This window comes from Amycolatopsis sp. NPDC004772 (assembly GCF_053601215.1).
Genome location: NZ_JBSGBK010000006.1, coordinates 64,271 through 87,656 on the forward strand (window position 1 = coordinate 64,271; position 23,386 = coordinate 87,656).

Annotated in this window: 24 protein-coding genes; 6 read left to right on the top strand and 18 right to left on the bottom strand. The window is 70.0% G+C overall.

The window, feature by feature from the left end:
* Window positions 1-3 precede the first annotated feature (3 nt).
* The 7 genes from ACWEF6_RS05875 to ACWEF6_RS05905 all read right to left on the bottom strand — a co-directional run bounded on the left by ACWEF6_RS05875 (window position 4) and on the right by ACWEF6_RS05905 (window position 4,069).
* Window positions 4-618 carry an FABP family protein gene (locus ACWEF6_RS05875; protein WP_449681857.1) on the bottom strand — a complete coding sequence of 205 codons (615 nt, stop codon included), beginning with the start codon at window positions 616-618 and terminating at the stop codon, window positions 4-6.
* A gap of 232 nt (window positions 619-850) precedes the next feature.
* A complete protein-coding gene (locus tag ACWEF6_RS05880; protein ID WP_310969444.1) occupies window positions 851-1,162 on the bottom strand; it encodes a DUF1416 domain-containing protein in 312 nt (103 codons plus the stop codon).
* Window positions 1,162-1,998, bottom strand: a complete 837-nt coding sequence (locus ACWEF6_RS05885) for a sulfurtransferase (protein ID WP_449681858.1) — start codon at window positions 1,996-1,998, stop codon at window positions 1,162-1,164. The genes ACWEF6_RS05880 and ACWEF6_RS05885 overlap by 1 nt, the downstream gene beginning before the upstream one ends.
* Before the next feature lie 30 nt (window positions 1,999-2,028).
* On the bottom strand, window positions 2,029-2,463 hold the full coding sequence (locus ACWEF6_RS05890; RefSeq protein WP_449681859.1) for a DUF4395 domain-containing protein: 435 nt from the start codon (window positions 2,461-2,463) through the stop codon (window positions 2,029-2,031).
* 82 nt (window positions 2,464-2,545) lie between these two features.
* Complete coding sequence (locus ACWEF6_RS05895) at window positions 2,546-2,644, bottom strand: putative leader peptide (RefSeq protein ID WP_310969441.1); 99 nt, start codon at window positions 2,642-2,644, stop codon at window positions 2,546-2,548.
* Window positions 2,645-2,729: 85 nt separating this feature from the next.
* Window positions 2,730-3,158 carry a TlpA family protein disulfide reductase gene (locus ACWEF6_RS05900; RefSeq protein WP_449681860.1) on the bottom strand — a complete coding sequence of 143 codons (429 nt, stop codon included), beginning with the start codon at window positions 3,156-3,158 and terminating at the stop codon, window positions 2,730-2,732.
* Between the two features lie 11 nt (window positions 3,159-3,169).
* Window positions 3,170-4,069, bottom strand: coding sequence for an LmeA family phospholipid-binding protein (locus tag ACWEF6_RS05905; RefSeq protein WP_449681861.1), 900 nt, complete (start codon window positions 4,067-4,069; stop codon window positions 3,170-3,172).
* A 150-nt stretch (window positions 4,070-4,219) separates the two neighbouring features.
* On the opposite strand from ACWEF6_RS05905, the gene ACWEF6_RS05910 reads away from it, so the two are divergent.
* The 6 genes from ACWEF6_RS05910 (at window position 4,220) to pstB (ending at window position 10,125) form a co-directional block, all read left to right on the top strand.
* A complete protein-coding gene (locus tag ACWEF6_RS05910) occupies window positions 4,220-4,969 on the top strand; it encodes a winged helix-turn-helix transcriptional regulator (protein ID WP_449681862.1) in 750 nt (249 codons plus the stop codon).
* 71 nt (window positions 4,970-5,040) lie between these two features.
* Window positions 5,041-5,940 (top strand): mycothiol synthase, encoded by a 900-nt coding sequence (gene mshD / locus ACWEF6_RS05915; protein WP_449681863.1) that lies wholly within the window; start codon window positions 5,041-5,043, stop codon window positions 5,938-5,940.
* Between the two features lie 225 nt (window positions 5,941-6,165).
* A complete protein-coding gene (pstS, locus tag ACWEF6_RS05920) occupies window positions 6,166-7,296 on the top strand; it encodes a phosphate ABC transporter substrate-binding protein PstS (protein ID WP_449681965.1) in 1,131 nt (376 codons plus the stop codon).
* Between the two features lie 195 nt (window positions 7,297-7,491).
* Entirely contained in the window at window positions 7,492-8,415 is a 924-nt protein-coding gene (pstC, locus tag ACWEF6_RS05925; RefSeq protein ID WP_449681966.1) for a phosphate ABC transporter permease subunit PstC, read from the top strand.
* Between the two features lie 2 nt (window positions 8,416-8,417).
* Window positions 8,418-9,338 carry a phosphate ABC transporter permease PstA gene (gene pstA / locus ACWEF6_RS05930; RefSeq protein WP_449681864.1) on the top strand — a complete coding sequence of 307 codons (921 nt, stop codon included), beginning with the start codon at window positions 8,418-8,420 and terminating at the stop codon, window positions 9,336-9,338.
* Between the two features lie 10 nt (window positions 9,339-9,348).
* On the top strand, window positions 9,349-10,125 hold the full coding sequence (pstB, locus tag ACWEF6_RS05935) for a phosphate ABC transporter ATP-binding protein PstB (protein WP_086862623.1): 777 nt from the start codon (window positions 9,349-9,351) through the stop codon (window positions 10,123-10,125).
* A 125-nt stretch (window positions 10,126-10,250) separates the two neighbouring features.
* Here pstB and phoU read toward each other — a convergent pair whose 3' ends face one another.
* From phoU to ACWEF6_RS05990, 11 genes are all read right to left on the bottom strand, one after another.
* Window positions 10,251-10,916 (bottom strand): phosphate signaling complex protein PhoU, encoded by a 666-nt coding sequence (gene phoU / locus ACWEF6_RS05940; RefSeq protein ID WP_449681865.1) that lies wholly within the window; start codon window positions 10,914-10,916, stop codon window positions 10,251-10,253.
* Between the two features lie 83 nt (window positions 10,917-10,999).
* Window positions 11,000-12,388: an LCP family protein gene (locus ACWEF6_RS05945; protein ID WP_449681866.1), complete on the bottom strand. Its 1,389-nt coding sequence runs from the start codon at window positions 12,386-12,388 to the stop codon at window positions 11,000-11,002.
* A gap of 1,191 nt (window positions 12,389-13,579) precedes the next feature.
* Window positions 13,580-14,254, bottom strand: a complete 675-nt coding sequence (locus ACWEF6_RS05950) for a GGDEF domain-containing protein (RefSeq protein WP_449681967.1) — start codon at window positions 14,252-14,254, stop codon at window positions 13,580-13,582.
* 120 nt (window positions 14,255-14,374) lie between these two features.
* Window positions 14,375-14,938, bottom strand: coding sequence for an isopentenyl-diphosphate Delta-isomerase (gene idi, locus ACWEF6_RS05955; RefSeq protein WP_449681867.1), 564 nt, complete (start codon window positions 14,936-14,938; stop codon window positions 14,375-14,377).
* A gap of 87 nt (window positions 14,939-15,025) precedes the next feature.
* The gene (locus ACWEF6_RS05960; RefSeq protein ID WP_449681868.1) at window positions 15,026-15,859 is read right to left on the bottom strand and encodes an alpha/beta fold hydrolase; all 834 of its coding nucleotides are present in this window, start codon (window positions 15,857-15,859) and stop codon (window positions 15,026-15,028) included.
* Window positions 15,856-18,849 carry an NACHT domain-containing protein gene (locus tag ACWEF6_RS05965; RefSeq protein WP_449681869.1) on the bottom strand — a complete coding sequence of 998 codons (2,994 nt, stop codon included), beginning with the start codon at window positions 18,847-18,849 and terminating at the stop codon, window positions 15,856-15,858. Before ACWEF6_RS05965 ends, ACWEF6_RS05960 begins: the two co-directional genes overlap by 4 nt.
* Window positions 18,850-18,859: 10 nt before the next feature.
* On the bottom strand, window positions 18,860-19,387 hold the full coding sequence (locus ACWEF6_RS05970) for a cysteine hydrolase family protein (protein WP_449681870.1): 528 nt from the start codon (window positions 19,385-19,387) through the stop codon (window positions 18,860-18,862).
* Window positions 19,384-20,817 (bottom strand): purine-cytosine permease family protein, encoded by a 1,434-nt coding sequence (locus ACWEF6_RS05975; protein WP_449681871.1) that lies wholly within the window; start codon window positions 20,815-20,817, stop codon window positions 19,384-19,386. Before ACWEF6_RS05975 ends, ACWEF6_RS05970 begins: the two co-directional genes overlap by 4 nt.
* A complete protein-coding gene (locus ACWEF6_RS05980) occupies window positions 20,814-21,689 on the bottom strand; it encodes a PfkB family carbohydrate kinase (RefSeq protein ID WP_449681872.1) in 876 nt (291 codons plus the stop codon). The genes ACWEF6_RS05975 and ACWEF6_RS05980 overlap by 4 nt, the downstream gene beginning before the upstream one ends.
* Window positions 21,686-22,681, bottom strand: a complete 996-nt coding sequence (locus tag ACWEF6_RS05985) for an ADP-ribosylglycohydrolase family protein (protein WP_449681873.1) — start codon at window positions 22,679-22,681, stop codon at window positions 21,686-21,688. Before ACWEF6_RS05985 ends, ACWEF6_RS05980 begins: the two co-directional genes overlap by 4 nt.
* On the bottom strand, window positions 22,678-23,370 hold the full coding sequence (locus ACWEF6_RS05990) for a GntR family transcriptional regulator (RefSeq protein WP_449681874.1): 693 nt from the start codon (window positions 23,368-23,370) through the stop codon (window positions 22,678-22,680). Before ACWEF6_RS05990 ends, ACWEF6_RS05985 begins: the two co-directional genes overlap by 4 nt.
* Between the last annotated feature and the right edge of the window lie 16 nt (window positions 23,371-23,386).

A 23,386-nucleotide genomic window follows, 5' to 3' on the forward strand; every position in this document is an offset into this window, starting at 1 on the left:
GCGTCAGCCGACGACGCGGTGCAGCAGCGCCGAAGTGTGCGGCTGCATCTCCTGGCCCACCATGGCCCGCTCCTCGACGTAGCCGAGGGAGCCCTCGATGAGGCCGTACAGGCGCTGGGCCGCGGTGACGTCCTTGGCCGTGGCCGTGCGGATCACCGCGTCGGTGCCGAGCTCCCACGACGTCTGGTTGCGCGGCTTGCCGTAGTACAGCTCGACGATGCCGGTGTTGTGGGTGAGCAGCAGCTCGATCGTGTCGTCTTCCTGCGGCCGCCAGAACCCGGACTCGCGGGCGGCGGGCCGGACGACGTTGCCCTCGTCGTCCAGCAGCCAGGCCCGGGACTCGTGGATCAGGAACGGGCGGCCGTCGTGGGAGATCGTCAGCTGCTGCGCGAACTTGCGCGGGCCGTCGATGGTCGGGTAGTCGACCTCGCCCTCACCGCGCCAGACACCGACGAGCGGCAGCAGCGCGAGGCAGGCGTCGTTGAGGTTCGGCCCCTCGCGCAGGTTCGCGGTGTCGTTGGGGATGGGCAGGTCGTCCCACAGCGGGAGGTTGCGCGTGCGGGTGCTTTCCGCGCGCTTCTCCGCTGCCACGATGGCTTCGTCGCCGCTGGCGGTCATGGGTCAGCGCTGGTCCGCGTACAGCCGGTAGACGACGTACACGGCGAACCAGGTGATCGCGATGCCGGCGAGGACCAGCAGAGTCGTAAAGAAGGCTTCCACGCCCCGCAGAATAGTCCGCCGGGTGCGGAACGGCCCTGCGCAGGGTCGGCGCGGTGAGCACGGTCACCCGGCCGGAACGCGCGAAGGCCTCCCTGCCGGAGCAGGGAGGCCTTCGCGGGTGAAGCGGAACTCAGGCGACCGAGATGGCCAGCTGGTGCAGGCCGGGGCCCTCGGCGGTGACCGAGGCTTCGCCATTGCCGGAGCGGTGCAGCGCGCGGACCGTCCACTCGCCCGGCGCCGCGTAGAAGCGGAAGTCGCCGTCGGCCGACGAGACGACCTCGCCGGTGAAGTCGCCGCCGCCGTCGAGGAGCCGGACGAACGCGCCGCCGACCGGCCCGTTCGCGCCGGTCACCTTGCCGGCGAGCACGACCTGCCCGCGCGTGTCGAAGTCCGCCGGCGTGGCCTCCTGGACCGGTGCGCCGCAGCTGTCGTCAACCGCCATCACTTGGCTCCCAACTCGACCGGCACGCCGACGAGCGAGCCGTATTCCGTCCATGAACCGTCGTAGTTCTTCACGTCCTCGTAGCCCAGCAGCTCGTGGAGCGCGAACCACGCGATCGACGAGCGCTCGCCGATGCGGCAGTAGGCGATGGTGCCCTTGCCCTCGTCGATGCCCTCGTCCTTGTACAGCTCCTTGATCTCTTCCTCGGTCTTGAAGGTGCCGTCCTCGTTGGCGACCTTCGCCCACGGCACGTTCAGCGCGCCGGGGATGTGGCCGGGAACCTGGGACTGCTCCTGCGGCAGGTGCGCCGGGGCGAGCAGCTTGCCGGAGAACTCGTCGGGCGAACGCACGTCGACGAAGTTCTTCGACCCGATCGACTGGACGACCTCGTCGCGGAACGCGCGCAGCGAGAGGTCCTGGTCCTGGGCTTTGTATTCGGTGGTGTCGCGCTTGACGTCGTCGGAGTTCAGCTCACGGCCGTCGAGCTCCCACTTCTTGCGGCCGCCGTCGAGCAGCTTGACGTTCTCGTGGCCGTACAGCTTGAAGTACCAGTACGCGTACGCGGCGAACCAGTTGTTGTTGCCGCCGTAGAGGATCACGAGGTCGTCGTTGGCGATGCCCTTCTCCGAGAGGAGCTTCTCGAAGCCCTCCTTGGAGACGAAGTCGCGGCGCACCCCGTCCTGCAGGTCGTTCCGCCAGTCGAACTTCACCGCGCCCCGGATGTGGCCGGCGTCGTAGGCGGTGGTGTCCTCGTCGACCTCGGCGAACACGACGCCGGGGGTGTCCAGGTTCTCCTCGGCCCACTGGGTGGTGACCAGGACGTCTTCACGGCTCATGAGAACAGAACTCTCTTTCTGGGTTGGACTTCAGGACGACGCGCGGGCGGGGCTGAAGCGTTTGATCAGCAAGAACATTTCGCAGCCGAGGCAGAAGTCGAAGGCCGCGTTGAGGAAGGCCGCGAACAGCGCGAACGCCGTCGCGACGATGCCGAGCGGGGTGATCCCGGCGGCGAAGCCGACCGTGCCGGCCAGCGCGAACACGAACCCGACGGCCTGGGCGAACCGCAGCGGCGCCGCGTCCTCGCGCTCGGACGTCGGGCCGAGGCGCGGGGCCACCAGCGCGCGGTAGACGATCGAGTACGGCGCCTGCTTCAGCCCGACGAACGCGCCGATGGCGAACACGACGGTCTGGACGGCCAGCAGCGGCCACCACTCGGTGACCAGCACGACCGCGAGCACGATCGTGGTCAGGATGGCGGCGAACCGCGGGCCGCGCGGGTCGACGGCCGGTCCGGCGGACATGGTGCCTCCAGCTGGAGCAAGGGGTGCGTGCGAACGGCACGCGTCAGCGGCATCAGGGCTGGCGGGGACCGGATCGGGGAGTTCAGTGCCGGTCGGACTGAACGCGACACAGGCTGCTGCGGACGCGGCAGAGGTCGACTGCGCGCCGCTGCGTCAGGAAGAAGCTGGTCAGCCCGGTCACGGGTGCGAGGGTACCCAGCGCTCTCTCAAGGTGGGAACCACGTTCATACCTTGGGACGATTCCCAGGATCCGGGAAGAATCCCGGTCAGGACGTCCGCGTTGTGAGATGCGGCCTCAGCGCGTCCAGCAGTTCGGGGCCCTTGGGGACGCCGCCGACGCGCAGGAGCTCCCGGCCGTCCGGGGTCAGCGCGATCGTGGTCGGCGTCCGCAGCACGGACAGCGACTGCGCGACCTCGGGCTGGTTCGTGACGTCGAGTTCGACGTGGTGCAGGCCGTCGGTCCGCTCGGCCAGCGGCGCGAGCACGGCCTTCGCGTGCCGGCAGGGCGCGCAGAAGGTGGTGGAGATCTGGACCAGCGTCACGGCGGACGCCGGGTCGAGCACGTCGGTGACGGGGGCGGGCAGCTCGCGAGCGGCCGGCTTGGCGGCCCGCACCCGGCCGTTGCGGGCCTTGAGCAGCCCGCCGACGGCCGCGGCGGCCACCAGCGTCGCCACGAGCACCCACAGCCCCGTCACCGCACCGCTCCCTACTTGCTCAGGTCCGCGAACGACACGTTCGCCGCCTTGCCCTTGATCGTCACCGAGCCGCTCTGCACCCGCACGCCGGTCGGGGTGACCGACAGCGGCAGGTCCTTCGTGCTGATCGACGCGTTGAAGTTCGGCATCAGCGCCTTCTGCACCGCCTGCGGGACGACCGTGGTCTCCTGGTCGTTCCCGAACTGCAGGCGCTTCGGGAGGAAGTTGATCGTGCCCTTGGCCGCGTCCGCCTCGATCATCGCGAAACAGAAGATTTCCAGATCCTTGCCCGCGAACTGAAGGTGTCCCGAAATGCGGACACCGGTGCTCGACTCGTCCTGGTCGGGCTGGCCCTCGGTGGTCTTCGTCGTGGTCGGCGCCGGCTCGCTCTGCCCGCTGTCGCCGTTCTGGACGTACTCGGTGGTCGACGGCTCGATCCGGAGGTCCTTGATCTTGTCCAGCGGGGACAGCCGGGCCAGGTCGGCGGCCTTGATGGTGACCGCGCCGGTCAGCTGGCCGATGGTGATCGCCTTCGTGTTGCCGTTCGTGAGGTCGGACAGCGGCGCCTTGACGTCCTCGAGCTCGGCGTTCACCGCCACGTCCTGCAGCTTGTCCGCGACCGGGAGGCCGGCGGCGGACACGCTGATGTGACTGTAGTCACCGCTCAGCGCCTGCGTGAGGAACGGGAAGCCGTGGATCGTCACCGACGGGTCGTCGCTCAGCTGCAGCTGCGTGCGGGCCTTCTGCGAAATCATGTGCTCGGCGAACGCCGCGGCCCCGAAATCGGCGCCGACCAGCAGCAGGACCAGGACGATCAGTGCGATCACCCAGCGCCGGGCCCGACGGCCGCGGCGTCGTGCGTCGGGCCTCGGTGCGGGTCGGTCGTCCCGGGTCACGGGCCTGCTCACCATCGCGTCCGTACTCCTGTTCGTCGGGGACACCGGGATTCCTCCAGGTGTGATCGATCCAGCAAGGGTTAGGTGCCCGGCCGTTCAGCCGCTATTCTCACTTAGCACCGACCAACGCCGCTGTGCGGCGACGACGCGAAGGCGGTGCGGCTGATGAGCCTGGACCTTCTGGTACTGACTGCGGAGGCCGACGCCACCTCGGTGCTTCCCGCGCTGGACCTGCTGCCGCACACCGTACGCGTCCGCGCTCCCGAGGTGACGGCCCTGCTCGACGCGGGCCACCGTGACGTGATCCTCCTCGACGCCCGCAGCGACCTGGCCTCGGCGAAGAGCCTCTGCCGCCTGCTCAAGGGCACGGGCGAGGACGAGGCGGCCACGCCGATCATCGCCGTCGTCGGCGAGGGCGGGCTCGTCGCGGTCAGCGCCGAGTGGCGCACCGACGACATCCTGCTGCCCACCGCGGGCCCGGCCGAGGTCGACGCCCGGCTGCGCCTGGTGACGACCCGCGACGGCGGCTCCGCCCAGGTCGACGCCGAGCTGCGGGTCGGCGAGCTGGTCATCGACGAGGCGACCTACACCGCGCGCCTGCGCAAGCGCACCCTCGAGCTCACCTACAAGGAGTTCGAGCTGCTCAAGTACCTCGCGCAGCACGCCGGCCGGGTGTTCACCCGCGCCCAGCTGCTGCAGGAGGTCTGGGGCTACGACTTCTTCGGCGGCACGCGCACGGTGGACGTCCACGTCCGGCGGCTGCGCGCCAAGCTCGGCCCGGAGCACGAGCAGATGATCGGCACCGTGCGCAACGTCGGCTACAAGTTCGAGCGGCCGGCCAAGAGCGGCGGTCCGCGGCCGGGCGTCCCGGCCCAGGCCGAAGCGCCCGCCGAGACCCCCGAACTCGCGCACTGACGACGTCCCCACGTTCACCTGGACGCGGTGACAACCGTCGCGTTGCCTCGGCCGCGGGTACGGTCGCAGGGGTGACCGGAGAGTGGCGGCAGGAACTGGACGAAAAGCAGCTCGAGGACGTGCGCGGGCTGCTGTTGGCCGTGCGGGAGGCCGATGGGCGGCCCGAGGTCGCGCCGGAGGGCCCGCTGCCCGGCGAGTTCGACGGCGGTGAGCACCTCGTCGCCTGCGTCGAGGGCGAAGTCGTCGGCTACGCGCACCTCGACACCACCGGTGACTCCTTCGGCCACCAGGTCGCCGAGCTGTTCGTGCACCCCGCCCACCGTGACCGCGGATACGGCGCGAAGCTGCTTCAGGCGCTCGACGAGCGGGCCGCGGTCGGCTTCCGCGTCTGGGCCCACGGCGATCATCCGGCCGCGCAGAAGCTGGCGGTGAAGACCGGCCTGGAGCGCAAGCGCGAGCTGCTGATCCTGCACGTCGACGTCGAAGGCGCGGACTGGCCGGAGCCGATCCTGCGCGACGGCGTCTCGCTGCGGACCTTCGTACCGGGCCAGGACGAGGACGCCGTGGTCCGGGTGAACGCGCGGGCCTTCGACTGGCACCCCGAGCAGGGCGCGCTGACCGCCGACGACGTCCGCGCCGACGAAGCCCGGCCCTGGTTCGACCCCGACGGCTTCTTCCTCGCCGAAGAAAACGGCGAGGTCATCGGCTTCCACTGGACGAAGGTGCACGAGCCGACGCCCGGCCGGTTCGGCGGCGAGCGCGTCGGCGAGGTGTACGTCGTGGGCGTCGACCCGGCCGCGCAGGGCGGCGGGCTCGGGCGGGCGCTCACCCTGGCCGGGCTCCGGTACCTCGCGAACCGGGGGCTGCGGCAGATCATCCTGTACGTCGAAGGCGACAACGCGCCGGCGTTGGCGGTCTATACCAAGCTGGGGTTCGCGCGGTACGAGACAGACGTCCAATACGGACGGTGACCGTTACAAACGGCGCGCCAACAATCCGTCACAGTGTGCGAACGCCCAGGTCACGGGCGGGACACGGCACTCTTTCGGGCTAGTAGCACTGCTCACACCCGGCACCTTGTTCACTTTCCGTTCATCTGGAGAGGGGCGCCCGTCCACCGTGGCTGCCTAATGTCCGGATCCGGCGCGGCAGCACGCCGCGACGACCCGGTCAAGCTCCTGATGGAGGAAACAGCAGTGAAGATCATGCGGCCCCTGAGCGCGGTGGGCATCGTCGCGAGCGCCGCCCTCGTGCTCGCCGCCTGTGGTTCCGACCCCGCGGCGACCAACAGCAGCGCCTCGAACACGGCTTCGGCGCCCGCTGCCACCGGCACCGCCGACGTGGAGTGCGGTGGCAAGAGCCCGCTCTCCGCGGAAGGTTCGTCGGCCCAGAAGAACGCCATCGACATCTTCACGCAGCAGTACGGCAAGAAGTGCTCCGGCCAGCAGGTGAACTACAACCCGAGCGGCTCGGGCGCGGGCGTCAAGCAGTTCAACGCCAACCAGATCGACTTCGGCGGCTCGGACTCGCCGATCAAGGACGCCGACGCCGAGGCGGCCAAGAAGCGCTGCGCCAGCGACGCCTGGAACATCCCGCTGGTCGTCGGCCCGATCGCGGTCGCCTACAAGCTGTCCGGTGTGGACAAGCTGGTGCTGACCCCGTCGGTGACCGCCAAGATCTTCAGCGGCACCATCACCAAGTGGAACGACCCGGCCATCAAGGCCGTCAAGGGCAACGAGAGCCTGAACCTGCCGGACAAGGCCATCCAGGTCGTCTCGCGCGCCGACGAATCGGGCACCACCGACAACTTCCAGAAGTACCTGGGCGCGGCGGCGAAGGCCGACTGGACCAAGGGTGCCGGCAAGAAGTTCAACGGTGGCGTCGGCAACGGTGCCCAGGGCTCCAACGGTGTCGCGACCGCGGTGAAGGCCTCCGACGGCGGCATCACCTACGTCGAGGGCGCGTTCGCCAAGGACGGCCTGACCCCGGCCCTGATCGACAGCGGCTCCGGCGGCGTCGAGCTCAACGCGGCGAACGTGGCCAAGTCCCTCGACGCGGCGAAGTTCCTCAAGGACGGCTCCAACGACCTCGCGCTCGACCTCAACGGCATCTACGCCAGCAACACCCCGGGTGCGTACCCGCTGCTGCTGACGACCTACGAGATCGTCTGCTCGAAGTACGCGGACCCGAACGTCGCGAAGGCAGTCAAGGCGTTCCTGACGGTGGCGGCCACCGACGGCCAGCAGCCGCTGTCGTCGAAGGGCTACGTGCCGATCCCGCAGTCGCTGCAGACCAAGGTCCTGGCCGCGGTCAAGGCCATCTCCTGACCTGTTGCGACTGACATCCGAGTGATAGAGGCTGGTCAGAAGTAGCTGATGAGCGAGTCATCCTCGACGCGAACGCCCACCGGCGACCCCGGTGGGCGTTCGTCGTCCGTCACGACGCCCCCGGAGGTCCCGATTTCGGAGCAAGCAGCCCCGCCGGCGGACAAGCAGCCGCCCGCGGCCGAGAAACCGAAGAAGGTGCGGCCCGGTGACCGCATCTTCCAGAACCTGACCACCGGGGCCGGGATCTTCGTCGTCGCCCTGATCGGCCTGATCGGGCTCTTCCTGCTCATCCAGGCCATCCCGGCGCTGCAGGCCAACAAGGCCAACTTCCTGACCAACCACGGCTGGTCGACCAACGACCCGGCGAACATGTCGTTCGGCATCCTCGACCTGCTCGAGGTGACCGTCGCGACGTCGCTGGTGGCGCTGATCATCGCGATGCCGGTCTCGCTGGGCATCGCGCTGTTCCTGACGCAGTACGCGCCGCCGCGGCTCGCCCGGCCGTTCGCCTACATCATCGACCTGCTCGCCGCGGTGCCGTCGATCATCTTCGGCCTGTGGGGCATCCTCGTGTTCGCGCCGGCGATCGAGCCGTTCTCGCAGTGGGTCAACGACACGTTCTCGTGGTTCCCGCTGCTGGCGCCCGGCAACGTCTCGCCGAGCGTGCGCGGCACGATCTTCACCGCCGGCATCGTGCTGGCCGTGATGATCCTGCCGATCATCACGTCGCTCTCGCGCGAGGTGTTCGAGCGCACGCCGACGCCGCACATCGAGGGCGCGCTGGCGCTCGGCGCGACGCGCTGGGAGGTCATCCGCACGACGGTGCTGCCGTTCGGCAAGGCGGGCTACGTCGGCGCGTCCATGCTCGGTCTCGGCCGCGCGCTGGGCGAGACGATCGCGCTGGCCGTCATCCTGCTCATCCCGCAGGGCAAGAACTTCGACTGGAGCCTCTTCGACGGCGGCGCCACGTTCGCGTCGAAGATCGCGGCGAACTACAGCGAGTTCAACAACGAGGTCTCGGCCGGGGCGTACATCGCGGCCGGCCTGGTGCTGTTCGTGCTCACCTTCGTCGTGAACTTCGCCGCGCGGTCCATCATCGGTGACAAGAAGGGGGACTGAGCATGTCCACCACCACGCTCGAAGCCCCCGCGACGACCCCCGCTTTCCAGCAGGTCAGCCTGGCCCGCAAGGTCAAGAACGGGCTGGCGACCACGCTCGTCTGGCTGTCGTTCCTGATCGCCGTCGTCCCGCTGGTGTGGGTGCTCTACACGGTGATCGTCGACGGCATCAAGCGGATCCCCTACAGCAACTGGTGGACCGAAGACTTCGGCGACGTCCTGTCCGACGAGGTAGGCGGCGGCGTGCTGCACGCCATCATCGGCACCCTGCTGCAGGGCCTGGTGTGCGCGATCATCGCCGTGCCGATCGGCATGCTGGTGGCGATCTACCTCGTCGAGTACGGCCGCAACGGCAAGCTCGCGAAGGCGACCACCTTCATGGTCGACATCCTCTCCGGTGTCCCGTCCATCGTGGCGGCGCTGTTCATCTACGCGCTGTGGATCACCACCTTCGGCCTGCCGCGCAGCGGTTTCGCCGTCTCGCTGGCCCTGGTGCTGCTGATGATCCCGGTCGTCGTCCGGTCGTCGGAGGAGATGCTGCGGATCGTCCCCGACGACCTGCGTGAGGCGTCGTACGCGCTCGGCGTGCCGAAGTGGAAGACGATCATGAAGATCGTGCTGCCGACGGCGCTGTCCGGCATCATCGGCGGCATCATGATGGCGCTGGCCCGCGTCATGGGTGAGACGGCGCCGCTGCTGGTCCTGGTCGGCTACTCGGCCTACACGAACTGGGACATCTTCAGCGGCGAGCAGGCCGCGCTGCCGCTGCTGATGAACAACGAGCGCGTCAGCAACCCGATGGACCCGGGCACGGTCGGCTTCGACCGGATCTGGGGCGCGGCCCTGACCCTCGTGCTCATCATCGCGATCATCAACCTCCTCGCCACCGTGTTCGCGCGCCTCGTCGCCCCGAAGAAGAAGTGAGCTGTTCCTGATGGCCAAGCGAATCGACGTCAAGGACGTGGACATCTACTACGGCAAGTTCCACGCCGTGGACGGCGTCACCCTGTCGGTGCCGCCGCGCAACGTCACCGCGTTCATCGGCCCGTCGGGCTGTGGCAAGTCGACGGTGCTGCGCACGCTCAACCGCATGCACGAAGTGATCCCCGGCGCCCGCGTGGACGGCCAGGTGCTGCTCGACGGCGAGGACATCTACGCGTCGGCGGTCGACCCGGTCCAGGTGCGCCGCACGATCGGCATGGTCTTCCAGCGCCCCAACCCGTTCCCGACGATGTCCATCAAGGACAATGTCGTCGCGGGCCTGAAGCTGGGCGGCACCAAGGGCAAGAAGACCCTCGACGACATCGCCGAGCGCGCCCTGCGCGGCGCGAACCTGTGGAACGAGGTCAAGGACCGCCTGAACAAGCCGGGCGGCGGCCTCTCGGGCGGTCAGCAGCAGCGGCTCTGCATCGCCCGCGCGATCGCGGTCCAGCCGGACGTGCTGCTGATGGACGAGCCCTGCTCGGCCCTGGACCCGATTTCCACGCTGGCGATCGAGGATCTGATCGGCGAGCTGAAGAAGGACTACACGATCGTCATCGTGACGCACAACATGCAGCAGGCGGCCCGGGTTTCCGACCAGACGGCGTTCTTCAACCTCGCCGGTGTCGGCCAGCCGGGCCGGCTGGTGGAGCTGAACGACACGGAGAAGATCTTCTCCAACCCGGACGAAAAGGCCACGGAAGACTACATTTCCGGCCGGTTCGGCTGAGTTGCCGTTGACCGGGAAGGCTTTTCCCGCCGCGCTCGGGGCGGCGGGAAAAGCCTTTCTTTTGTCCTAAGTGGAGCAATGAAAACGCCCCCGGCCGCGACCGGGGGCGGTTTCGCTTGCGTGGCTCAGATGTCGTCGTCGGTGCCGTAGCCCGGCATCTTGCCGGTGACCACGAAGATCATCCGCTTCGCGACCGACACCGCGTGGTCGGCGTAGCGCTCGTAGAACCGGCCCAGCAGCGTCACGTCGACGGCGGAGGCGACGCCGTACGGCCACTCGCGGTCCATCAGGACGGTGAACAGGTGGCGGTGGATGTCGTCCACCTGGTCGTCCTCGGACTCGATGGTCTTCGCCGCTTCGACGTCCTTGGAGTGGATGACCTGCTCGACCTGGCGGGCCAGCTTGACCGCGACCTCGCCCATCTCGGAGAAGTACGGGCGGACGGAGTCCGGCAGCACCGGCTCCGGGTGGCGGCGCCGCGCGGCCTTGGCCACGTGCAGGGCCAGGTCGCCCATGCGCTCCAGGCTCTCCGCGGCGTGGATCGCCGCGAGCACCGTGCGCAGATCGGTCGCCACGGGCGCCTGGAGGGCCAGCAGGGCGTACGCCTGCTCCTCGCACTGGGCGCGGGCGTCGTCGACCTTCGAGTCGTCGCTGATCACCTGCTCGGCGAGACTGAGGTCGGCCTCCAGGAGGGCGCGCGTGGCGCGCTCCATGGCGTCGGCGACCTGGACGGACATCGCGGCCAGGTGGTCGGCGAGCTGTTCGAGTTCGACATGGTAAGCCTCACGCATGGGCCAACCCTACGGCCAAGGGTGGCCAAATACCGCATCGCCGGGTGAACCGCACGTGAACCCGGCCTAACGATCCTCGCGGATCAGCCGTTTCCGCTGCTCTTGCGGGTGGTGGTCGACTTGGAGCTGCCGCTGCTCTTCGACTTCGAGGTGCTGGTCGGCGGCGCCTGCTCGCTCGCCGGGACGGGCGCGTTCGGGTCGGGCAGCGGGGTGTTGTTGCGCAGCGCGTCGAAGAGCGCCTTGGTCTTGCTGACGACGAGGACCTCGTTGCCGCGGTTGTTGGCCATGCCGACCGTCGGGACGGTGAGGAAGGCGATCTTCGACGGGTCCAGGCCCTTCATCGACTGCGCCAGCGTCATCATCTGCTTGACGCCGAGGTTGTCGCCGAAGGTCGCCTTCGCGAAGGCGTTGATGAAGTCGCTGAGCTTCCCGGGATCGAGCACGACGTCCGAAGACATGACCTTCTTCAGCAGCGCGCCGATGAACTCCTGTTGCCGCTTGATCCGGCCGTAGTCGGACGTCGGGTCGCCCTTGACGTGCCGCGCGCGGACGAAGTTCAGCGCCTGGTCACCGGAGATCGTGACGTCGCCGGTCTGCAGCAACACCTTGCCGAGGATGGTGTCGTCGATCGGGATCTCGTTGTGGATGGTGACGCCGTGCACGGCGTCGACCATTTCCTTGAAGCCGTTGAAGTCGATGCCGACGAAGTGGTTGATCCGCAGCCCGGTGATCTGCTGGATCACCTTGGTGACGCAGGCCGGCCCGCCGACGGCGTAGGCGGTGTTGAGCTTGGCGAACTTCGCGCCCTTGTAGACCTCGTCGGTGGTCTTGTTCTGCGCCGGGTCCCACTTCTGGCAGTCCGGCCGGTTGACCTCCAGGTCGCGCGGGAACGACGTGACGACGACCCGCTTCCGGTCGGCCGGGATGTGCGCGACCATCACGGTGTCGCTCCGCGCGCCGGGCGTGCTGTCGGCGGTGCCGACGCCTTCCTCGGCGGAGGCGCCGTCGCGGGTGTCGGAGCCGACCATCAGGAAGTTCTCGTCGTTGGCCTGCGCCTCGGCGTCCTGGATGTCGGAGGAGTTCTCGTCGAGCGCGGAGACCTGGGTGAACTTCGCGTCGAAGTAGGTCTGAGCGCCCCAGGCACCCCCGATCCCGAGGAAGACGAGCCCGGCAACGACGGCGGCGGCGATCCGCCCGGCGAGAGCCGACCGCCGCTTCTTTTCCTGCTGCCGGCTGAGCTCGGCCGCTGCTTCGGCTTCGGCGGCTTCGGAGGGGATAGTGGTGACAACGCGCTGAAGGGCGGTGCGGGTGCTCTCGAGGATGGAGGCGGGCGAGAGCCGCTCACGACGTTCCCGCCGCTTGGCTTCCTCGGCTTCCATCTCATCGTGGGCCGCGGAGAACCGGGCGAGGGTGTGATCGATCTTGCGCCGGTACTGGGTGGCCTCGTCGATCGCTTCCATTTCATCGGTCATGGTCAGCGGATCAAGAGCAGCCCGCGGCGGCACACCACCGTCGGAGGGATGCTGAGCTGCTGACACGTCGACCGCTCGGCGAGCTGCAGGGCCGTCGGCGGCGGGGCGCGGAGCTGCTGCCCCGTTGGCGGTGCGGCGTGGTGCGGGGCTGTCCGGCGTGGCGCGCGGGGACGCGGCGTCGGCCGGGCGGCGGCCTGCGGCTTCTCCGGTGCGGCGGGGCGCAGGGCCGTCCGCGGCAGGCCGCGGAGCCTCGACCCCATTGGCGGCTCGGCGGGGCGCCGGGCTGTCCGGCGTGGCGCGCGGGGTTGCGGCGTCGGCCGGGCGCCGAGGGTTTTCGCCGGTGCGGCGGGGCGGCGGGCCGTCCGCGGCAGGGCGCGGCGCACCTGCGTCGACCGGACCGGCCGGGCGGCGGCCCGCGGCCCCATCAGCCCGGCGGGGCGACGGGCTGTCCGGCGTCGGCCGCTGGGGTGCACCTGAGTCCGGGCGCGGCGCGCGCCGCGGTGCGGGCCCGTCCTCGGCCCCCGGGCGGCGAGGGCGTCGGGGCGGCTGCTGCGCCGCCGACGTCTGCTGCGGGCCCGGGTTGGCCGCCGGCGGGCGTCGCTGGAGCGGGGCTTCGGGCAGCGGGGCGGCCGCCGTCGTGCGGCGGGGCTGGCGGGGGCGGGGCGCGCGCGGTTGACGTGTGGCGTCCGTGGGTACTGGGTCTTCAGCGGGCCCCTGCGCCGGCCGCGGGGCGCGCGGCTGCGACGACCGCGGCGGGGCCGGTGGTTCGGCGGCGCGGACCCGGCGTCCCGGCTGGTCGGGGCGGTCCTGCTGCTCGCGCGGCGGCACCGGGCGAGCGCCGGTGGTCTTGGCGACGACGTCGGAGACGCTGATCCCGCCCTGGTCCTCCATCGACCGGCGCCGTCCGGGCCGGGGGCGCGCGGGAACGTCGGGGCGGCGACCGGTTCCCGGGCTGTCGAGCTCGTCCGGCACTCGGTCTCCTTTCGCGCGATCGAAGGGTTGCTTCGACTTGGCCGTCTTCCCCCGCAGGAGGTGATCGTTCCCCCGGCGGTTTTCGTTATCGTACGGATACCCCCCGTTCGTGACGACACCCCATCGGAATTTTCTTCACCTTGAGTCGACGAACGGCCGGTGCGCGTCGACAAACGGGTGATACCCCTTGTCGACAGACGGAGTAATGCACCCTTTGCGTTACTCAGAGTGGGTTATTAACTGTGTCGTTTGCGCGTCGTGATAGACGACTTTGTTGCGGCCCGCGCGTTTCGCGGCATAAAGCAGACCGTCCGCGCGGCGCAACTGGCGCTCCGGCGACGACGGCGTGCCGGGCTCGTGCGCGAGGCCGGCGCTGATGGTCACGCGCAGGCCCGGCTGGAGTTCTGACCAGGGATGACGGGCGACGCGCAGCCGGGCGCCGTCGACGACACCGAGAGCCCGCCCGGCGTCGACGCCCGGCAACCACAGGACGAACTCCTCGCCGCCGTAGCGGGCGCAGAAGCCGTCCGGCGGCAGGTTCTCCTGGAGCAGATCGGCGACCCGGCGCAGGACGCGGTCGCCGACGAGGTGACCGTACGTGTCGTTGATGCCCTTGAAGTGGTCCAGATCGATCAGCGCCAGCGACAGCGGCGGACGGTCGGTGAGCGGTCCGTACAGGCGCTCGTCGAGGTAACGGCGGTTGTAACTCGACGTCAGCGCGTCGCGGAGGCTGCCGTCGCGGGCGATGTCCAGCGCGGACCGCAGGTGCTGGTAGGCCCGCCGCCAGTCGCCCTGGGTGGCGAAGAGGCCGGCGATGGCCTCGTGCAGGCGGAGCAGGTCCGGCGGCTGCGGGCCGGCCGCCCGGCCCAGCGCGCCTTCGCCCTCGGCGACCATCCCGACCTCCACCACCCCTTGGTTGTCGTCGAGGGGACGGCCGCGCTTGAGGTACCGGTGCCGAAGAAGATGAATTTCGCTCAAACGGGACTGTGACGGTGACTCTCCGAAGCGCTCGGCTCAAAGCCCGGAGAACGGCTCGATGCCCTTGAGCTGCGAGTACTGGTCCTTGGCCCAGTAACTCACATTAGCCGTCGCATCGTTCAGTAACTCCGTGTAGTCGGTCCAGGCGACCCAGCGCCAGTCGCCGACCTCTTCCGGGTTCGGCGCCGGCTCGGCGTCGGCCCACGCGGCGAACACCGGGCAGAACTCGTTCTCGACGATCCCCTGGAACGGCGGCGTCCGGTAGCGGTAACTCGGCAGCACGCAGTGCAGCTCCGACAGCGACGGCAGGCCGAGCTCGTAGCCCGCGCGGCGCCGGACGGCGTCCTCGAGCGCTTCGCCAGGCGCGGGGTGGCCGCAGACGCTGTTGGTCCAGACCCCCGGCCAGACCTTCTTGTGAAGGGCACGCTGGGTGATCAGTAGGGCGTTGTCGCTGCGCCGCAGGACGTAGCACGAGAAGGCCAGGTGCAACCGGGTGTGCTCGTGGTGGCTGGCCAGCTTCGGGCCGGTTTCGCCGGTGGGCACGCCGTCCTCGGTGACGAAGACGACCTGCTCGGTCTCGGGTTCGGTCGCGGTATCCACGTGCCCCAGTGAACACGACGGCCCGCCGTGCGCCGTACCGCGAGGCGGGTGGGTTACCCGCGATCCGCCCGGCGGGGTGACGCGCCGTCACCGCGCGTTGAGGTGCTCCACGAGCAGCGAGGTGACGGCCTCCGGCGCTTCTTCGGGCACCCAGTGCGAGACGTCTTCGAGCATCTCGAACCGGTAGGGCCCGGTGACCCGGTTGGCGGTGTCGAGCGCGGCGGTGGAGCCGAAGGAGACGTCCTCGGTGCTCCAGATGTACAGCGTCGGCACGGTGATGGTGCCGATCTTCCCGCCCGGCCGCCCGGCCCGGTACCAGTTGAGGGCGGCGGTCAGCGCGCCCGGCTCGGACAGCCGCTGCACGTAGTCGTCGACTTTCGACGGTGAGACACGCCGATCGAACATCTCGCGCAGCGCGCGGGCGCCGTTCTCCAGCATCCGCCGCTCGGTGACACGGGTCTGTCGCCACTCGGTCATGTAGCGCGTCCGCAGGTGCTGGTCTTCATCGGTCTTCATGGCATCGGCGAGCGCACCCGGGTGCGGCGTCGAGACGACGGCGAGGCTGCGAAGACGTCCGGGGTGCATGTCGGCGGTCCACCAGGCGACGGCGCCACCCCAGTCGTGCCCGACGAGGTCGAACTCCGGCCACCCCAGCGCGTCCGCGATCGCGACGACGTCCCCGACGAGGTGATCGATGGAGTAGTCGCCGGCCTGCTCGGGCCGCACATCAGGCGAGTACCCCCGCTGATCCGGCGCGACGGCCCGGAACCCGAGCACCCCGAGGGTGGCAACCTGGTGCTCCCATTCGATCGCGGCTTCGGGGAAGCCGTGCAGCAGCAGCACGGGCCGCCCGTCTTCGGGCCCGGCGGCGATGGCGTCGAAGGAACCGGCCTCGGTGGGGATGCTGATGTGGTCGATCACGACCTGAATCTATCGCTTGCTGCCGCTCCCACGTCGGAGTACGAGGGGTCGACGGTTGCTTTCACCTCGATGTCGGGCCGGTCGGCGAGGGGGCTCAGATCGATGTCGCCGCTGCCGTGCAGGTGCAGTTCCCGGAGGGAGCTCAGCCGGGACACGAGCCGAAGGTCCGGGACGGGGGTGTTCGCGAGCTCCAGCACCCGGAGGCCAGTGAGGGAAGGCAACAAGCTCAGGTCCACCTCGGGGCAATCGAAGAAGCTGAGCTCGGTCAGGCTGCCGGCCCAGTGAACCAGGGCGCGGACATCCCGGAGGCTGGGGCAGACTTCGAAGCAGAGCTGGTGCGGCTGGTCCAGAAAGGACAAACACCGCAGATCCGCGAGGTGCGGGAGGTCACGCAGCGTCAGCGCGGACAGGTGCCGCAAGGGGGTCAGCTCGGCGATCAAGCCGATGTCTTCGATGTGGCTCAGCGTGAGTGCCTTCAGGAGCGGCAGTTCGGCCAGTCGCGCCCACCCGTGGGTCGGCGTCGTGGCGATGATCTCGCGAAGGGTGGATATCCCTGACAGCGGTGCGATGTCCGTCGAGGCATCGGCCCGGCCCCCTTCCAGCATGATGCTTTCCAACGAGGTGTCCGCCAACGGCGCAAGGCAGAACTCGTCCGGACCGGTGACGTCACAGAAGAGGCGCCTGAGATGCCGCAGGTGCTTCAGGCCGGCCAGGGCCGCCGGTTCGTCCAACCACAGGAAATCGATCGGCAGATCGGCCAGCACGCGTTCGGCGAACTCGATCGGGTCGAACCGGGTCCAGGCCCAGACCAGCTTGTCCACCACGGCCTTTTCCCGGGCATTGCGGTAGCGGGTCAGCAGTTCGAACGCCCCCGGCCCGCCGATCGACGCGATCGTGTGGACGGTCGCCGCCGTTGCTTCGGGAGTTTCGGGGTCAGCGGTGGCCAAGAGGTCGAGGACGAACTCGCCGGCTCTTGCCAGCGCCGCCGCCTTCTCGTCGCTGGACGGCGGGATCAGCGTGCTGGCCCGATCTTCGATCTCGTTGCGCAGCCGCTCGCTCAACACCGGTGACGTCTCCAGGCAGGCCAGCGCCACCAGGTCGAGCTTCAGCCGGCCCTTCTCGTCCGCGTCCCACTGGAGGATTCCGTCCAGCAGGCGCTCGCGCTGCGCGGGATGGGCGTGGCCCGCCGCCAGGACCACCACTTCGCGCCAGTCGTCGCGGTGGGCGTTCGCCGTCAGGATGCCGATGTCGTCCTCTTCGATCGCCTCTTCGGCGGCCAGGTACTCCTGAAACGTCCGGTGCACGAAGTCGATCCGGCCCGGGACCGGTTCGCGCAGCACGCCACCGCGATCCAGCAGGTGCCGGAACACCGTCCGCGGCGTCACGTCGATCTGACCCATCGAACGCAGCTTCGCTGTGATGCGGGCTTCGGCGTCGGCGGCCGGGACGTCCGTGTGGCCGTTGCGGACCAGCCAGTACGCCAGGCTCCGCAGCAGCACCAGCTTCTCGGTCAGCGACAGCCGGACGGGAGCCTCGATCCCGCGCTCGATGTCGCGGCTGTCGAGCAGCATGCGCAACGCGACTTCGTACAGCTCCATCCGGTTCTCCGGAAGGCGTCCGTTGCCCTGGTGGTGCAGCGCGCACAGCAACGCGCACAGCAGCGGGTTCTCGGCGAGCCGCCGCAGCGCGCTGCGGGCGCCGATAGCCGCGATCAGGGCATCACGTTCCTGGTCGAGCGGCCCGTCCGGCAGTGCGTGGTGCCAGCGCGTGACGAACGTCCGGACGTCGCGCGGGGTCATCGGCTGGAGGCGGACCTCGGTGAAGCCCTCGTCGCGCAGCCAGCCGGCGGTCACCGCGGTCGGGCGTGTGGTGACGACGAACCGGGCGCGCGGGAACGCGCCGACGAGCTCGCGCAGCCATTCACGCACCTCGCGGCGGCGCATGTCCGGGACCTCGTCGAGGCCGTCGACGAGCACGACGGCCCGGCCCTGGCGCAGGTGCCGCTGCACCCAGCCGGACGGCATCTCGTCGGCGATGTGCCTGCCGACCTCGTCGAGGAAGCGTTCCGGGGTCGGCAGCGGCGAGTGGCTGAACCGGCGCAGCCGCACCAGGAACGGCTCGAGGTCGTCCCAGCCACCGACGTTCTGCAGCTGCCGGCTCGCGCACTGGACGGCCAGCCACTGCAGCAGCGTCGTCTTGCCGGAGCCGGCTTCACCGCGCAGGAGAATCCTCGACGTCCGTGGCAGCACGTGCTCGATCCGATCGCCGGCGACGTCGTCCTCGGTCGTGACGCTCAGGCTCAGGTAGGCGACCGACAGCGGGTACAGCCGGGTCGCCTCGGCCAGGCCCGCGCCGAACAGCGCCATCCGGTCGAGCGCCGTCACGACCTGACGGCGGAAGTCCGCGGCGAAGTCGTCCGGGTGACGGCGTTCCGGCAGCGTCGCCAGCACCTTCCGGACCGTCTCGAGGATCTCCGTCTCGCGCTGCAGGACTTCGACGAGCGCGCCCGGCTGGAAGCGTGGCAGGGTGCTCGTCACCTGCACCAGGTACGCGCAGCTTTCCCGCAGCACCCGCTGGTACAGCTCGGTCGCGTCGGCCGAGAGGAGCCGGGTGACGCCGGGGACGGTCCGGAGCAGGTAGCGGTAGAGGTACGCGGCGTCGAGGTCGGCGTCGAACAGGTCTTCGTCGGTCAACGCGGCGCGCTCGAACGTCTCACGTACCGCATCGACTGCGGCCGCGCGCTCGTTCTCCGGCAGCGAGCGGAACTCGACGTCGAGGAACGGCAGGAGCCGATCCGCGACCCGGGACTCGAGGTTGGTGAACAGCAGCCGGAGCTTGCGGCGGTCGTTGAGACCGGTCACCTGCTTCTCGAGCAGGTCGAACACCTTGGCCGTGGCGTCCGCGGCGATCGGGCGATCTCCGAGCCAGATCTTGGCGGCAGCCTTCACCACCGCCGTGGTCAACGCGATCGCCGAGGCTTCGAGGCTCACCGAGCCCAGCCTAGCCGAGCACCTCCGCGACTGTGGCGACCGTCACCAAGGGCGCGTACAGCCGCAGGATGTCCAGCGCTTTCGCGTGGCTCTCGTCGTCCACGCCCGCGCACGCGTCGGACACCACGGTGACCGCGACACCCGCGTCCGCCGCCGCCAGGGCGGTCGACAACACGCAACAGTCCGTCGAGACGCCGGCCAGCACCAGGCCCGCGCCGCCGACCCGGGTGGCCATGCGGGCGTTCCACTTCCCGAACGTGGTCGCGTCCACTGTGGACGTCGGCTCGAACGCGTCGATCACCTGATACAGCGGCGAATCCGGCGCTTGCAAGGCGAACGGCCACTGCTCGTAATACCGGCGCCACGCTCCTTCCGGGCGCGAGGGCGCGACGAACCGGGTGAACACGACGTCGTCACCGAAAGCCGTCACCAAGCGGTGGATTCGTGGGACCACCTCGGCGAAGCGGGGAGTGAACCACGGGCTCGCCCTGTCGGCGAACACGTTCTGCAGGTCGATGACCGCCAGAATTCTCCTCACACTGCCTCCTGTTCGCGGACCCGCCGCCGCGTCAGCAACGTCACCAGGAACCCCAAGGCCAGCGCCAGCAGCACGCCGAGGTTCGCGAAGGCCCACGCGCCTTTGCGGCCGCCCAGGCCCAGCGGTTCCAGCAGGTAGCCCTGCCATTTCAGCCATTCCGCGGACGTGTTCGTCACCAGGCCCCAGCCGAGCGCCGTGGCCACCAGGACCAGGGCGATCGGCCCGACGCGGATGTCACCGTACCGACCCGCCGGGTCGAAGAGGTCCGGCTCGGCGTAGTCGCGGCGCCGCAGGAGGACGTCCGCGAGCATCACGCCGCACCAGGCCGCGACCGGAACCCCCAGCGTCACCAGGAAACCCTGGAACTGGCCGAGGAACTCGCCGCCGAAGAAGACGATGTAGATCGTGCCGAGGATCATGATCACACCGTCGACCAGCGCCGCCGCCGGGCGCGGGATGCGCAGGCCCGCCGAGAGCAGCGCCAGCCCCGACGAATAGATGTCCAGCACCGCGCCGCCGACCAGGCCGAGTACCGCGACGATCGCGAACGGCACCAGGAACCACAGCGGCAGCAACGTCGTCAGCGCGCCGATCGGGTCCGCCGCGATCGCCTTGTTCAGGTCCGGCGACGAGCCGGCCAGCAGCAGCCCGAACACCAGCAGCACCACCGGCGCCACCGACGCGCCGAACGTCGTCCAGCCGACCACGCCCCGGCTCGACGCCGACCGCGGCAGGTAGCGCGAGTAGTCCGCGGCCGCGTTGACCCAGCCGAGGCCGAAGCCGGTCATCAGGAAGACCAGCGCCCCGACCCACTGCTGCGCCGAGCCGGACGGCAGCGCGCTGACGGCGTCCCAGTGCACGTCGCCGGCCACGAGGACCACGTAGACCACCGTGAGCACGCCGGTGATCCAGGTGATCCACGTCTGCAGCTTCATGATCGCGTCGAAGCCGAGCACGCCCGCCGCGACGGTCAGCGCTGCCACCACGACGAGCGCGACCACCTTCGTCGGTGTTCCGCCGCCCCAGCCGAGGCGCTCGAACACCGTCGCCGTGGCCAGCGTCGCCAGCGCGGCGAGCACCGTCTCCCAGCCGACCGTCAGCAGCCACGAGATCGCCGACGGCAGCCGGTTGCCGCGCACGCCGAACGCCGCCCGCGAGAGCAGCATCGTCGGCGCCGACCCGCGTTTGCCGGCGATGGCGATGAACCCGCACAGCAGGAACGAGAACAGGATGCCGACCACGCCGGCGACCAGCGCCTGCCCAAACGAGATGCCGAAGCCGAGGGTGAACGAGCCGTAGCTCAGCCCCAGCACCGACACGTTCGCGCCGAACCACGGCCAGAACAGCTGCCGCGGGCGCCCGCGCCGCTCGGCGTCGTCGATCACGTCGAGGCCGTTGGTCTCCACCTCGAGCCTGCGGGAACCGGTCATCGCATGGCCTCCACCAGCTGGTCGATCTCTTCCCGGCCCGGCGCCGTCGCCGGGCCGCGCCGGGTCACCGAAAGCGCGGCCGCCGCGTTGGCGCGCACGGCGGCGTCGAGGACGGTGCTGCCGCGCAACAGCTCCGCGGCCAGCACGCCGCAGTGCGTGTCGCCGGCGCCGGTCGTGTCCACGACGTCGACCGGGTACCCGGGGACGTCGGTGATCCGGCCGTTTTCGTGGACACGACAGCCTTTCGCGCCCTCGCGGACGATGGCGACGGGCGGCAGCTCGCCCAGCACCTCGGCTTCGCGGGCGGTGCAACTCAGAATGTCTATGGTGGACAAAAGGTCATGGATGTCTCCAGGGTCGATGTCGGTGATGAGCGGGCCGGGGTCGAACAGGATCTTCGAGCCGGGCAGCCGGGGCAGCCACTCGATGAGGGCGCCGCGATTGATCTCGTGCAACCAACTGTATCCGCTCACGTACACGACGTCGTCATTCTTTGGGGTGACGCGGGTGAGAAGTTCGGCGCTCAGCCGTCCTTCGGCGCCGGTGCCGGTCGCGAAGGTGCGTTCTCCGGTCGCGTCCACCAGCACGACGACGACCCCAGTGTCCATTTCGGACACCGGATCGTGGGCCAGGGCAATACCTTCGGCCGCGAGGGCGCTGCGGACGAGATCGCCGAAGCCGCCGATTCCGTGGCTGCCAGCGTAAAGCACTTTCGCGCCGGAGCGTGCCGCTGCGGACATGACGTTGAAACCGCCGCCGGGCAACAGGTTCGTTGATGAAGCGAGAACGTCGCCGCCGACCGGGGGCAGGGCCGGCACCGCCATGACGAGGTCGACGACGACCTGCCCGGTGTGTACCAGCCGCCCGGTCATCGGCGGCGCAGCTTCAGGAGTTCGTCGACGAGCGGCCCGAATTCGAGCCGGTTGACGGCGAGCACGGTTTCGACGACGTCGGGGCGGAAGGCGCCGACACCGTGCGCGGCGCCGAGCATTGCCCCGCAGATCGCGGCCACGGTGTCGGTGTCGCCGCCGAGCCCGGCGGCCAGGCGCAACGCCGACGGCGGGTCGTCGCCCATCGCTTCGGCCAGCGCGAACGCGGCCACGACGGACTCCTGCGACGCGACCGACGTGCCGATGACCTGCGCGACCGCGTCGGCGACGGCGGCCGGCGCCATGCCCCGCACCCAGTCGCGCGCCCACCGGATCCGGGCGGCGATCTCCCCGCCGGGCGCCCAGTGCCCGCGTTCCCCGCCGACGACGGCGGCGCGCTCACCGGCGTCGAGGGCTTCGGCCAGGCTCGCGCCGTCGACCCCGGCGGAGACGACGGCCGCGACCGCCGCGGCCGAAGCGATGCCCAAACTGGTGTTGTGCGTGACCCGCGCGGTCGCGACGACCGCGTCGACCAGGCGGTGCAGGTTTTCCGACGGCGTGGCGATGCCGACCGGCGCGACCCGCATGGCGGCGCCGTTGGTGGTGCCGGTGCGGCCGGCTTCGTCGGCCGGGACGCCGTCCTGGAGCCGCGCGAGCGCGCGTTTGGTGGACGGTCCGAGCAGGTCCGCGGAGCCGCGGCGGACCATGTCGGCCTCCCAGATCAGCAGGGCGTCGGCGAAGACGTGCGGCTCGACGACGCCGCGGCCGTCGATGAGCAGCCGGGCCAGCAGCACGGCCTGTTCGGTGTCGTCGGTGACCGAGCCGGCGGGCATCGACGGCGCGACCGGCTGTTCGGCGACGGCGGTGAGCAGGCCGGTGACCGGTCCGTAGGTGGCGGCGATGGCGGCGCGGGACATCGACTGCGTCGGCATGCCGAGCGCGTCGCCGACGGCCAGCCCGGTGAACGCGCCGAGCGCCCGGTCCCGCGCGGTCACCGGTGTCCGAAGGTGAGGTGGAACTGGAACCGGTCCGGGTCCAGCAGGCTGACGACCCGCTCGACGAGCCGGCCTTCGATGTCGACCGACGTCCGTTCGGCGCGGAGGAAGAGTTCGCCGATGCTGCGGCCGAGCAGTTCGGCGGCGCAGGCGTCGAGGCGTTCGGTACTGATCCACTGGTCGCCTCCGACCGAGATCCGCCCGGCGGCTTCGAGGGTCTTGGTCAGGGAGCCGTCCCGCAGGCCGGTCTCGGGGAGGCCGGCGAGCGGCCCGACGGCGGGCACGGTGGCGGTTTCCAGGGAGATCCCGCGGTCGTGCTCCCGCCGCAGCCGCCGCACGGCGACGTAGGCCGGTTCGCCGAATTCTTCTTCGAGGGCCCGGTCTTCGACGGCCTCGATGCCGAGCAGTTCGGTGGTGACCGGCGCGCCGGCGTCGGCGAGGGCCTGCGCCCAGCCGATCCGCTGGTCGAGCTGGACGCCGTCGAAGATGACGAAGGAGCCGACACCGGCCTGGGTGGAGATGAGCTCCAGCTGCTGGAGCTCGGACAGCGCGCTGCGGACGGTGCCGCGGCTGACCTGGTACTGCAGGGCGAGCTGGTTCTCGCCGGGGAGGCGTTCGCCGTGGGCGAGGCGCCCGGAGCGGATCAGGTCGGTGAGGTCGCCGACCAGCTGCTGCCGCTTGCTGTACATGTCCACACCTGTACAC

Bases quoted from the DNA above. Each gene is read 5' to 3' on its own strand.
- ACWEF6_RS05980 (WP_449681872.1), bottom strand. From the start codon at position 21,689: ATGACCGGGCGGCTGGTACACACCGGGCAGGTCGTCGTCGACCTCGTC.
- pstA (WP_449681864.1), top strand. From the start codon at position 8,418: ATGTCCACCACCACGCTCGAAGCCCCCGCGACGACCCCCGCTTTCCAG.
- ACWEF6_RS05945 (WP_449681866.1), bottom strand. From the start codon at position 12,388: ATGACCGATGAAATGGAAGCGATCGACGAGGCCACCCAGTACCGGCGC.
- pstB (WP_086862623.1), top strand. From the start codon at position 9,349: ATGGCCAAGCGAATCGACGTCAAGGACGTGGACATCTACTACGGCAAG.
- ACWEF6_RS05975 (WP_449681871.1), bottom strand. From the start codon at position 20,817: ATGACCGGTTCCCGCAGGCTCGAGGTGGAGACCAACGGCCTCGACGTG.
- ACWEF6_RS05880 (WP_310969444.1), bottom strand. From the start codon at position 1,162: ATGGCGGTTGACGACAGCTGCGGCGCACCGGTCCAGGAGGCCACGCCG.
- ACWEF6_RS05875 (WP_449681857.1), bottom strand. From the start codon at position 618: ATGACCGCCAGCGGCGACGAAGCCATCGTGGCAGCGGAGAAGCGCGCG.
- ACWEF6_RS05910 (WP_449681862.1), top strand. From the start codon at position 4,220: ATGAGCCTGGACCTTCTGGTACTGACTGCGGAGGCCGACGCCACCTCG.
- ACWEF6_RS05950 (WP_449681967.1), bottom strand. From the start codon at position 14,254: ATGGTCGCCGAGGGCGAAGGCGCGCTGGGCCGGGCGGCCGGCCCGCAG.
- ACWEF6_RS05885 (WP_449681858.1), bottom strand. From the start codon at position 1,998: ATGAGCCGTGAAGACGTCCTGGTCACCACCCAGTGGGCCGAGGAGAAC.
- ACWEF6_RS05890 (WP_449681859.1), bottom strand. From the start codon at position 2,463: ATGTCCGCCGGACCGGCCGTCGACCCGCGCGGCCCGCGGTTCGCCGCC.
- phoU (WP_449681865.1), bottom strand. From the start codon at position 10,916: ATGCGTGAGGCTTACCATGTCGAACTCGAACAGCTCGCCGACCACCTG.
- ACWEF6_RS05905 (WP_449681861.1), bottom strand. From the start codon at position 4,069: ATGGTGAGCAGGCCCGTGACCCGGGACGACCGACCCGCACCGAGGCCC.
- ACWEF6_RS05990 (WP_449681874.1), bottom strand. From the start codon at position 23,370: ATGTACAGCAAGCGGCAGCAGCTGGTCGGCGACCTCACCGACCTGATC.